We start from the raw sequence: 11,701 nt of genomic DNA, 5'->3' as shown, positions 1-11,701 counted from the left end.
ATATAAATCTCTCGTATTTTTTAAATATGTTAGTTTATTGTTCCAATCATACTCTTTCAGGTCCAACACCTCCTTTTATATACAAAACTAAAGTTCTCCATTTAATAGTCACATTCCTACACTTCTAATAAAAAAAGCTAGTATACCTTAAATGATACACTAACTTTCCCACTCACATAATTTAACAATTACAATCAGTATAATCGGTACAAGCTAATGTACTGCAATCACAGTTTCTATGTTCGTCATTTCTTTTTAGGTGAAAATAGAGTAACACAATAAATATTGTACAAATAACAAAAGCAATTATTGCTTCTATATTTCTTTCATGAATGAGAAAACTAATCCCGCTTCCTCCTGAAATAAGAATTAGAACTGAGTAAATCCAAAACATGTAAAGTTCTCCTTCCGTTAATATATGCTTTTAGATGTTATCCATATAATGCTAGAGGCAATAAATAGCCCCATACCATTACCGCTTAATAAACCGGTCGTTACTCTTAGTAAATTTGTGCTGCTTCTCCATTTCCATTTTTGGGTGAATCCATCAATAAGTAACGGAATTTGAGCGGAAAATGATAGTATTATTGCAAGCAGAAACGAAGGTGTCATATAAAAATAAATTGGAAACATTAAAATACCGATAAGCATGCCTGTACAACGCGCACATAAAGGTATGTATTTTTGTAGTTTAAGGAAACTTCTTTCCGATCTTCTATGACAAGGAATTTGTAAAATAAAAGTTCGAATCAATATGAATCACCCTCTCTAAAAATATTTTAATTGATTTTGCAAAAAAATTATATATCCAATAAAAAAACAAACCAGGTTCATACTAGACCCGGTTTGTCAGTTTATTACTAAGTTCATAATAATTCTTTTCATATTTACATCTCCTCAGGTGCCTCCACCCCAAGTAAACGTAATCCCTCTTTTAATACAACCGTCACAGTGTAAGCTAATGCGAGTCTACTCTCTTTCTCTTCGTTCTCTTCTAATATACGAACATTTCCATAATATTTATTGAACGCTTGTGCTACATCTAATACGTATTTTGAAATAGTAGATGGCTCATTTTTGTTGAAGGCCGCTTCAATTACTTGCGGGAATTTATTAAGTAATTTTACGACACTCCAGCTATAATCATCTTTTAATGCAAACGTACAAGTTTCAAATTCTACACTTTCTTTTCTTAAAATTGAACAAGCACGCGCATGTGTGTACTGTACATATGGTCCTGTTTCTCCTTCAAATTTCAACATATTTTCTAATGAGAATTCGATATTATGCATACGCTCATTTTTTAAATCTTGGAAGATAACTGCTCCAATACCGACTTGTTTTGCCACTTCTTCTTTTTGTTTTAAATTCGGATTTTTCTCTTCAATATTTTGTTCCGCAAGCGCAACAGCTTCTTCTAACACTTCTTCCAATAAAATAATTCTGCCCTTACGTGTCGACATTTTCTTACCATCTTTTAATATGAACCCGAACGGTACATGTTCCATACCATCGACCCAGTCATAACCAAGCTTTTTTAATACAGTGAAAAATTGATTGAAATGTAAGCTTTGTTCTGGGCCTACAACATATACCGCTTTATCAAATTCGTATGTGTTTTGACGATACAATGCCGCTGTTAAATCACGCGTTGCGTAAATAGTTGCACCATCTGATTTTCTAATTAAGCATGGCGGCATACCTTCTTTTTCTAAATTAACGACTAATGCGCCTTCTGATTCTTCAAGTAAATCGTGCTCTTCTAAAATCCCAATAAAGTCTTCCATTTTATCGTTATAGAAAGCTTCTCCTTGAAAGTTTGTAAATTCCACACCGAGAAGTTCATAAATACGAGAAAATTCTTTTAAAGACTCATGACGGAACCAATTCCAAAGTTCGACTGCTTCTTCATTTCCTTCTTCTAGTTTTTTAAACCATGATCGTCCTTCTTCTTCTAGTTCTTTGTTCTCTTTTGCTTCTTCATGAAACTGAACATATAACTTAAATAACTCACGAATTGGATCCTCTTTAACAAATTCTTCATTTCCCCATTTTTTATATGCGGTAATTAACTTTCCAAACTGCGTGCCCCAATCGCCAATATAATTGATTCCGACAACTTCATACCCACATTTTTCGGCGATATGTTTCAGCGAATTACCAATCATTGTAGAACGTAAATGCCCCATTGAAAAAGGTTTCGCGATATTAGGAGAGGAATAATCGATAACTACCGTTTTTTCACATCCAAAGTGATTTTGACCGTACTCTTCTTTCTCCGCTAAAATTATTTTTAATACTTCATCACTTACTGTTTCACGATTAAAAAATACATTTACATAAGGACCAACAGCCTCTACTTTCGTAAAGAACGGATCATTTAATTTCTCCGCCAATTCCTTCGCTATAATAGCTGGTGATTTTTTATATTGCTTCGCTAGTGAAAAGCATGGGAACGCTGCATCTCCGAATTCATCTTGTTTTGGTGTTTCGATTAAATCTAAAATTTGATTTTGTGTTAATTCATTCGTAAAAATATTCGATAAACTTTTCGCAAACTGCGTTTTATAATTCATACTATAACCTCCTTATTTTTTAAAACACAAAAAACTCGTCTCTAAAAAAGAGACGAGTTTTAACCCGTGGTACCACCCTTGTTGTTCATTTCGAACCACTTTCCCGTTTATAACGAGGACAGGGGGCCTCGGCTTACTCTACTATTCGTTCAAGAAGCGTCTCCGAAGTGCGCTTCATCTTTTTCTTCTGCACTAGGCTCACACCATCCCTAGCTCGCTTTCCTTCTGAAAAAGACTACTCTCTTCATCACAGACAGTATATTTAATTAATTATTGCTTATTATACATCTTTTCAAACAATTAGCAAGGGTCAATTACACCAAAGTGAAACTTAGCACTTTTTCTTTTGTATACGTGAAAATTATGTTTTTCAAATCTAGAACTACGGAAATGATCTTTCAGAACGACACGCTTTCTCGCCACACGCTTCGCTTCCGCAATTGTTTCGTCAGTAATATCATGATACAAAGCGAAGTGTTTTAATCCTTTAACTCCATCTGATTCTATGACAGTTTCTTCAAACATCGGATCAAGGTAAACGACATCATAACTATTATCTTCACATTGTGTTAAAAATGCGTAATGCTCCGTTTGCTTCACATCGATTTGTTGCATTGCTTCATCAATTTCAGAAACGAATGAAGACCATGTTTGCAAGCCTTTTTTCATGATATAAGCCATATATTCGTTTCCTTCAAGCCCTGTTACTTTTCCGTTCTCACCAACGATATAACTAGCTACAATACTATCTGATGCCATACCGAGCGTACAATCTAATACTGTCATTCCGCTCCCTAATTTAGCAGCTTGTACAAACGGATCGTGCTCTCCGCGCATTAACCTTTTCACACGAAACATCGCTGAGTTTGGATGAAAGAAAAACGACTCTTCCGTACCTTTTGGATAAATGGCTAATCGATTTTTCCCTACGACAAGTACATCTTGTTCATACTGCTCATGCAGTTTATGTACTGGTATGTCATTACGTTTAACGAAAGAAAGATTTAATTCTGCTGCTACCTTGTTTGCATAATCTTTCATTTCTTTATTTGTTCTTCCTGCTGTTGTTACTATCATTTTTTCACCTCTATATAAAGAAAAGAGGGAGATTCACTCTCCCCCTACTTTAGCAATTCTTTTCGAAAGCTTGTTCTAAGTTTGTAATAATTTCGTCCATTGTTGCGCCTTCAATTTCATGACGGTGAATGAAGTGCACAACTTCTTTTCCTTTTAGTAATGCCATAGATGGTGAAGATGGAGGAATTTCTCCGAAGTATTCACGCATTTTTACAGTAGCATCTTTATCTTGACCTGCAAATACAGTTACAAGATGATCAGGTTGTTTTTCAGCACGTACAACCGCTTGACCTGCTGATGGGCGTGCTAAACCAGCTGCACAACCACAAACAGAGTTTACAACTACTAAAGTTGTACCTGATGCATTCTCCATAAATTCTGTTACAGCTTCTTCTGTAGTTAACTCTTCAAATCCAGAACGCACTAACTCTTGGCGCATTGGAATTACCATTTGACGCATGTATTCTTCATATGCATTTGACATCTTGTATCTCTCCTTCAACTTTCATTCCAAATTCATCATATCACGCTCTATTAATAGGTGCAAAAGAAAGATAACGATGATTTCATTTTTTTGAAGGGATTTCACAAACCCCTTCACGACAGTGTCCAACTGGGACAAGTTTTCTATTGTTGGCAATATAATCGTATACTTTATTTCCAAATCCAAGGACGATAGATAGTTTTATAAAAGGTACTGCAAACCAATAAGATGGAACGGCCTTTGCTAATACGTTAATGCTATGAATTCCGTCATACCACTTATTATTTTTTAAAATATACAATCTTTGTTCCATCTTACTTTGTAATTCTTGAGAAAGTTCATACTTCTCAACTACATCTTCATCTCGAAATGAAACAAATTTCATCTTACCCTTTTTATCTAATCTTTTCGTACGTTCTGCAACCGCCGTACACATCGGGCACCAACTATCATAGAAAACAATCATAAACTATTCCCCTTTACGAGACTCCGTCATTTGCTTCCATACTGATCCTTTTGCTTCTTCGCCGCCTTCAATACGTTCTAAAGCTAAACGTGCTTGCATCGCCACTTCAAACTCCGGATCATCTTCTGCTGCTTTTAGTGCCGGAATTGCACTTTCATCACCAAGTTCAAATAAGAACATTGCTGCACGCCAGCGTACTAATTTACTTGAATCTTTCAGAGATTTAATCATAACGAACATCGCTGCTGGATCACCTACGTCCGATAAGCAATCTCCTGCTGTACGACGAACACTTACTGAACGATCTAATAACGCTTTATATAATAACGGCAATACTCCATCACCTTTTACCATACCTAAATAAGCTGTTGCTAAACGGCGGATAGATACTTTCTCATCATCTAATGCCATTTTCAATACCATCATATCTTCTTCCGTTGGATCCATTTGTTCTAAAGCTGCAAAACGGTTTTTCCAGTCAGAATCTTTCATCATCTCTTCTGTTACTTTATATGGCTCACGCTTTTGAATCGTTACTTCAACAGCACCTGCTTGATCTAATAATTCTTTAACCGTTTCATTTACACGTTCTTCTGAATAAGCAGCAATAATTTCTTCTACTACTTCTTTCCCGATTTCTTCAAAATTACCGTAACGTGTACTTTGCTCTACCCACTTACGCTCTTTCACAACGTTAGGTGCAGACATTTGCACTTTCATAATTGATTCTTTAAAACGATCAGGTAAACCAACACGCTCTTCTGAGGTTCCATCTGTTAACTTCACTTGCATCGGAATTGTAAAGAACATTTGAACAAACACTTTCACTTCTCCAAAATGAGAAAGTTGTTGTTCTTCGCTTTCTTCCACTATTTCTTCACCGAAAACAGCACGAACTTGTTGTAATAAAACTTTCCAGTCATACTTCGCATTTCGCTCCACTGCTAAAAAGTCTGCAACATGATACACACCTTTAATGCCTTCAATCTTCAAAATTTCTTGCACTTGCACTGGTGCTTGTTCTTTATTTTCATTTGTATAATTATTACGCGCTCCTGATGGTAATACTTCATTCAAAATAACTTTCATTGTATTTGGACTTGGCGTCGGTTCAATTGCTTTAATCTTCACGTAAAAAACTCTCCTTTATTGCGTGTTCTTAGCTGTATTGTAACATGTTACCCCTTTATACTCCTACTCGGATGCTTAATTTTATTGATTTCTTCCCATCATCATACTTTCTCTTTCCACCTAATTAATCCGAAACTATCATTAAAATTCTAATATTATTGCGATGCACTCTCCCGCCTTCTTTCTAAAAATGTAATATTCTCAATCAGAACTTCAGTTCTATATACTCTCTTTCCTTGTTCATCATCGTAATTACTCGTATGAATACGCCCTGTAATCCCAACAAGTGAGCCTTTCGTACAATATTCTGTTACATTTTCAGCCGACCTTCTCCATACAACACAATTAATAAAATCTACTTGTTGCTCACCTAAACTATTTCGAAAACCTCTATTCACCGCAACACATATTCGTGCATAAGCGACACCTTGTTTTGTGTAGTATAATTCTGGCTCCTTTGTCAATCTACCGATTAATACAACTCGATTCATCATAAGTTATACCACCTCACATATTTTTCTTCATTGTAAAGAAAAATGTTGGAAGGGTAAAAAGCGCAAAATGATATGTTTGTAAGCAAAAATTATTACTTTATATCTTACAAATCAAAAAAAGAAACCCTACATAGTATAAACATGTAAGGTTTCCAAAAATATTATACTTCACTGCAAGATATGTAATATCCTCCGCGGGCCATCTTTATTTCAGCGCGGTACATTACATTTTCTAAGTAGAAAGTAATCGGTTTAACTTTACTCTCAATTTTTAATTGTTCATTACATTTAGCCGCATAGCTTTCAATAGCTGAACGAATAACTTCTGCTGATGGATATGTTAAAGCGTCATCTAGTTCTATGAAAAAACTTTTAGAAAATAGTTTTTTCATAATCCCTTTTTTCTCTTTCATCATATTCCATCCCCCTTCAATTTAAGTCGCCAACATCCATATTTTCAATTTATCTTTAAAAATAAAAAAACCTGCACATTTCATGCAGGATTTTTTATTAGTCATTTTTCGTAAAGTAAGAAACGAAACGAAGAATTTCTAAGTATAACCATACTAGCGTCATCATTAGACCCATTGCACTGTACCACTCCATATATTTTGGAGCTTGGCTACGTGCACCATTTTCGATTAAATCGAAATCTAGTAATAAATTTAATGCAGCAACTACAATAATAACTGCACTAATGATCATACCAATTGTTCCACCTTGGTGAATATATGGAACAGAAACACCGAACATGTTTAATAAGAATACGATTAAATACATAACCATAATTCCCATTGTTGCTGCCATAACACCTGTGCGGAATTTATCAGTTACCTTCACTACGCGTGTTGCATATAAAACTAACATCGCAAATAGAATTGAGATTGTTAGTAATACAGCGTTTAAAACGATAGAATCCTGAAATTTCATTGCATAAACTGCTGAAATACTTCCTAACACTACCCCTTCTACTGCCGCATAAATCGGTGCACCAATTGGTGATATGCGCGGGAAGAAGATAGATGCAAATGCAACGATTGCCGCAATAACTAAAGCACCAATTAATACTGGCATTTTCATCGTACCTTGCGTCATCTGTATGTATGAATAGACAGACGTTGCAAGCAGCAAGATAAGCATGATAAACGTTTTGCCTACTGTTCCGCCAATAGTCATCGCAGAAGTATTTGCTCCCTCTTTACGGAATGCCTCTTTTTTCAACATTGGATTAGATGTTCTCATTTTTTCCCTCCTAAAATAGGTTCTACCAATAGTGTAAAGTTTTTCTCTTTACTTTTCAATATATGCAGCTTGTTTTTATTTTAATCCTTCAACGATGTCGGATAGTTCACTCCATCGTTCCATCGTTTTTTCTAGCTCTTCTTCTATCTTCTGCCCTGCTTCAGATAATTCTTGGGCCTTTGTGAAGTCAGATCCAACATTCGTAAGTTCTTCTCCAATTGATTCAAGTTTCTCTTCTAGTTGTGCAATTGTATCTTCAATTGTTTCCCATTCACGCTGCTCATTGTAAGAAAGTTTACGTTTACGTTGTTGTTTCGGAGCCTCTTCTACTACTTTTTTCTCCTTTTGAACTTCTGCTTTCTCAATGAGTTCTCTCGTTTTTTCCATTTCTAAATACTCTGTATAACTACCTAGGAATTCACGCACTTCGCCTTCGCCAGTAAAGATGAACAATTCATCTACTACTTTATCTAAGAAGTAACGGTCATGCGATACAGTTAAAACGACACCTGGGAAATCTTCTAAATAATCTTCTAACACTGTTAATGTTTGTGTGTCTAAATCATTCGTAGGCTCATCAAGTAATAGTACGTTTGGTTCTCCCATTAAAATACGCAATAAATATAACCGTCTTCTTTCGCCACCAGATAGTTTACCAAGCGTTGTTCCATGTGAATGCGGTAGGAATAAGAAACGTTCTAACATTTGAGATGCGCCAATTACTTTTCCATCTGTCGTATGAATAACTTCCGCAATTTCTTTAATGTATTCAATCATACGCTGGTTTAAATTCATCTCTTCATTTTCTTGCGTATAATAGGCAACTTTTACAGTTTGTCCTACTTCAATTTCACCACTATCAGGAGAGAATTTTCCTGCAAGCATATTTAATAGTGATGATTTTCCGCTTCCATTTGCTCCGATAATTCCGATACGATCACCAGGCTTCACAATATGATTAAAGTTATGTAATACTGTTTTATCACCAAATTTTTTCGTTACATCTTTTAATTCAAGTACTTTCTTTCCTAAACGACTTCCACTTAGTGCAATATCAACTGATTGCTTCGCTGCTGGTCCTTCTTGTCCCTTCAGCTCATCAAAACGCTGAATACGCGCCTTTTGTTTCGTAGAACGGGCTTTTGCACCACGGCGAATCCAAGCAAGTTCACGACGATATAAATTTTGGCGTTTTGATTCTTGTGCCGATTCTTGCTCTTCACGAAGTGCTTTCGCTTCTAAAAATGTACTGTAGTTTCCTTCGTAGCTATACAGTTTACCGTTATCTAATTCAAAAATACGGTTTGTCACACGATCTAAGAAATAACGATCATGGGTTACAAGTAATACCGCACCTGTATATCTTGCTAAATATTCTTCTAACCATTCAACTGTCTCATGGTCAAGGTGGTTCGTAGGCTCATCCAAAATTAATAAATCAGGTGTTTCAATAAAACATTGCGCCATTGCAATACGCTTTTTTTGTCCACCAGATAGGTTTCCAACAGTTGCTGTAAAATCAGTAATTCCTAATTTCGTTAATAACGATTTTGCATTCGCATTTGCTTCCCATGCACTCATCGCATCCATACGTTGCTGCACTGCAAATAATTGTTCCTGTACTTTTTCATTACTTGGATCTTTTTCGATATTTAATAACGATTGTTCATAATCACGAAGAAGACGAATTAAAGGTGTATCACCATGGAACACTTGCTCTAATACTGTTAGTTTTTCATCAAACTCTGGTTGCTGTGATAAATAACTAATTGTATATCCGCGTGAATGCGTCATATCACCTGTATCAGGAGTTTCTAATCCTGCAATAATTTTTAATAACGTTGATTTACCAGTACCGTTTACACCGATAATTCCGACACGTTGTCCTTCTGTAATACTACATGATAATCCATCAAATAACGGTTTTTCTCCGTATGATTTCGATAAGTTCTCCACAGTTAACATTTTCATATTTGTGCATTCCACTCTTTCATAAATTGTTCAATAAACTGTTCCATATAACGATGACGAACTTCAGCCTCTTGTTTTGCTGCGTTCGTGTTCATTAAATCTTTTAGTTTTAAAAGCTTTTCATAAAAATGATTTAAAGATGGATCATTATTTTTTCTATATTCATCTTTCGTCATCACTTCTCGAGGAGGGATAGTTGGATCATACATTAATCTCCCTTTCGCTCCTCCGTATGCAAACGTTCGAGCTATTCCAATTGCACCAAGAGCATCTAAACGATCCGCATCTTGAACAATTCTACCTTCAAGTGACTCAACTGTGCCACCATGACCGCCCTTATAAGACATATTGGCGATGATATGAAGAACATGCTTACTTTCATCTTCTTCAACACGTAACTCTTCTAACCAATCAGAAACTTTTTTCATTCCTGCTTCTTCACTCTCATTTAACTTCTCATCTGCTACATCGTGAAGTAATGCTGCCATTTCAATTATAAAACGATTTCCCCCTTCTTGCTCGGATAAAGAAATCGCCAATTTATGTACGCGTTCAATATGATACCAATCATGCCCACTCGCATCTTTTTCTAAAATATGCTTTACGAAAGTTATTGTTTTTTGTATTTTTTCTTGTTTTATCATTTTATCTTCACCCAGTTACTTATTGTAACACGCCCGCATTTTTTCATCACATATTTTCTTGTCCGCCCATACACTAGGTGGTAGGCATCATTATGAAGGAGGAATAAAAATGTTCTATAATAACCAACCACCTTACCCACAACAACCTCTTTATCCTCAACATCAGGAACAAAGATATGCTGAACAATATGAGGAGCAAGAGACACAACATCAAGAGCCACAATACGAACAAAATCCATACGCAACACCGCAAAATCAAGAAACTGAATATCCTCAAAACCCTTATGACACACGTCCAAATTATGAATATCCTCAAAATCCATACGTAGCACAACCTAGCCAAGAACCTCAATTTCAAGGTAATCCATACGAGACGCAACCACAATATCAACAAAATCCATACCAACAACAAATGTATCAACCAAACTATGACGCACGTGTCTCACCACCTAAACCACCAACAATTGATCCGACGCAACCACAAATTTTACCACCTGGGCCGATTTTAGATATTACACAACCACAAATTTTACCACCTGGACCTATTACAGAACCAACGCAACAACAAATCCAACAAGTTGTCGGTACACAGTTTTTACCTTTAAAGAAACCTGTACTTGATTTCGTAAAACCTTGGGTAGATTACGGTTTGAATGAAGCGAAACATACATCACACAAACATGCTTTAACAGAAGTTGCTGCGATTATGTTCTTAGTTGGTAAAGGATTCAACCCAACGATTGCTCATTATATTGTAGAATCTTGGGAGAAGAATGAGCAGTTTTAGAATTGTTGATTTTAAAAAACATAAAAACCTCAAAAATGCCAAATCCCTTATGTCACAAAGGATTTGGCATTTTTAAGTTTCTAGAAAAACCCGCTAAATATAAAGAGGAATTAAAAGTCATAAATCCGGTACAATACTGTATCCACGCCCAAGGAACTGTCAAATGAAATAACGTGTCTAACTTTTTGGAGTCTATTGACCTTTTCAAATCCCCTTATATTAATGCTCGCTATTAAGATCTTCTCCTTCTAGGACCTACAATTAATTTGATTGCTGTTCTTTCTTGATTATCGATAGTAACCTCTTGAAACGCTGGAACAAGAACCAAGTCAATGCCACTTGGAGCTACAAAACCTCTTGCAATCGCAATTGCTTTAATCGCTTGATTTAAAGAACCAGCTCCAATCACTTGGATTTCTACTTTGCCACTTGCTCTTAGTACGCCCGCTATTGCACCTGCCACTGAATTCGGACTTGATTTTGAGGATACCTTTAATATATTTTCCATGTAAGTTGCTCCCTCTATTATTTAATCTCTCTTTTCTTACTGTTTGAAATATAACTAACGTATCTTTAACTACTATTCGAAATAAATACAAACAATTCTGTATAATTACATTCATTCGATATTTTTTGCCTTCTTCCTGCACAACTACATAAATAAAAAGCGACGACTAAGTTAAAAACTTAATCATCGCTTTATCCATTTCTCTGTTTCACTAAAATGCTGTCCTTTAAATACTTCTCTTCTTTACTTTGGCGATATACTATCTTAAAGTTTAAATACTTCAACATTTTAAAACCTTGGATAGAGTTATCTGCTAAATAT

General features: G+C 35.6%; 13 protein-coding genes and 1 other annotated feature. Of the genes, 1 reads left to right on the top strand and 12 read right to left on the bottom strand.

The window, feature by feature from the left end; genetic code table 11:
- Nucleotides 1-411: 411 nt before the first annotated feature.
- The 11 genes from AB3X49_RS11440 to AB3X49_RS11390 form a co-directional block, all read right to left on the bottom strand.
- Nucleotides 412-753 carry a DUF2085 domain-containing protein gene (locus AB3X49_RS11440; RefSeq protein ID WP_002127167.1) on the bottom strand — a complete coding sequence of 114 codons (342 nt, stop codon included), beginning with the start codon at nucleotides 751-753 and terminating at the stop codon, nucleotides 412-414.
- Between the two features lie 134 nt (nucleotides 754-887).
- Nucleotides 888-2,576: an arginine--tRNA ligase gene (gene argS, locus AB3X49_RS11435; RefSeq protein ID WP_367962131.1), complete on the bottom strand. Its 1,689-nt coding sequence runs from the start codon at nucleotides 2,574-2,576 to the stop codon at nucleotides 888-890.
- A 45-nt stretch (nucleotides 2,577-2,621) separates the two neighbouring features.
- Nucleotides 2,622-2,836, bottom strand: a binding site (T-box leader).
- 40 nt (nucleotides 2,837-2,876) lie between these two features.
- Nucleotides 2,877-3,653, bottom strand: a complete 777-nt coding sequence (locus AB3X49_RS11430; RefSeq protein ID WP_367962129.1) for a class I SAM-dependent methyltransferase — start codon at nucleotides 3,651-3,653, stop codon at nucleotides 2,877-2,879.
- A gap of 49 nt (nucleotides 3,654-3,702) precedes the next feature.
- Nucleotides 3,703-4,137, bottom strand: coding sequence for a BrxA/BrxB family bacilliredoxin (locus AB3X49_RS11425; protein WP_002012568.1), 435 nt, complete (start codon nucleotides 4,135-4,137; stop codon nucleotides 3,703-3,705).
- Between the two features lie 82 nt (nucleotides 4,138-4,219).
- Complete coding sequence (locus AB3X49_RS11420) at nucleotides 4,220-4,603, bottom strand: thiol-disulfide oxidoreductase DCC family protein (RefSeq protein ID WP_044441980.1); 384 nt, start codon at nucleotides 4,601-4,603, stop codon at nucleotides 4,220-4,222.
- Nucleotides 4,604-4,606: 3 nt separating this feature from the next.
- Nucleotides 4,607-5,734: a conserved virulence factor C family protein gene (locus AB3X49_RS11415; protein WP_016094150.1), complete on the bottom strand. Its 1,128-nt coding sequence runs from the start codon at nucleotides 5,732-5,734 to the stop codon at nucleotides 4,607-4,609.
- 155 nt (nucleotides 5,735-5,889) lie between these two features.
- Nucleotides 5,890-6,228 carry a single-stranded DNA-binding protein gene (locus AB3X49_RS11410; protein ID WP_002012564.1) on the bottom strand — a complete coding sequence of 113 codons (339 nt, stop codon included), beginning with the start codon at nucleotides 6,226-6,228 and terminating at the stop codon, nucleotides 5,890-5,892.
- 161 nt (nucleotides 6,229-6,389) lie between these two features.
- The gene (locus AB3X49_RS11405) at nucleotides 6,390-6,644 is read right to left on the bottom strand and encodes a DUF4318 domain-containing protein (RefSeq protein WP_002012563.1); all 255 of its coding nucleotides are present in this window, start codon (nucleotides 6,642-6,644) and stop codon (nucleotides 6,390-6,392) included.
- Between the two features lie 94 nt (nucleotides 6,645-6,738).
- Nucleotides 6,739-7,470, bottom strand: a complete 732-nt coding sequence (locus AB3X49_RS11400) for a Bax inhibitor-1/YccA family protein (RefSeq protein WP_002127140.1) — start codon at nucleotides 7,468-7,470, stop codon at nucleotides 6,739-6,741.
- 75 nt (nucleotides 7,471-7,545) lie between these two features.
- Nucleotides 7,546-9,441, bottom strand: a complete 1,896-nt coding sequence (locus AB3X49_RS11395) for an ABC-F family ATP-binding cassette domain-containing protein (RefSeq protein ID WP_002127139.1) — start codon at nucleotides 9,439-9,441, stop codon at nucleotides 7,546-7,548.
- Entirely contained in the window at nucleotides 9,438-10,085 is a 648-nt protein-coding gene (locus tag AB3X49_RS11390) for an HD domain-containing protein (protein WP_002012557.1), read from the bottom strand. The genes AB3X49_RS11395 and AB3X49_RS11390 overlap by 4 nt, the downstream gene beginning before the upstream one ends.
- A gap of 109 nt (nucleotides 10,086-10,194) precedes the next feature.
- Between AB3X49_RS11390 and AB3X49_RS11385 the strand changes: the two genes are divergently transcribed.
- Entirely contained in the window at nucleotides 10,195-10,872 is a 678-nt protein-coding gene (locus AB3X49_RS11385) for a hypothetical protein (RefSeq protein WP_002012555.1), read from the top strand.
- Nucleotides 10,873-11,104: 232 nt separating this feature from the next.
- Here AB3X49_RS11385 and AB3X49_RS11380 read toward each other — a convergent pair whose 3' ends face one another.
- Nucleotides 11,105-11,380 carry a stage V sporulation protein S gene (locus AB3X49_RS11380; RefSeq protein WP_002035358.1) on the bottom strand — a complete coding sequence of 92 codons (276 nt, stop codon included), beginning with the start codon at nucleotides 11,378-11,380 and terminating at the stop codon, nucleotides 11,105-11,107.
- Nucleotides 11,381-11,701 lie beyond the last annotated feature (321 nt).

This window comes from Bacillus sp. C30 (assembly GCF_040838255.1).
Lineage (GTDB): Bacteria > Bacillota > Bacilli > Bacillales > Bacillaceae_G > Bacillus_A > Bacillus_A mycoides.
This window is presented reverse-complemented; position numbering and strand designations above follow the sequence as displayed.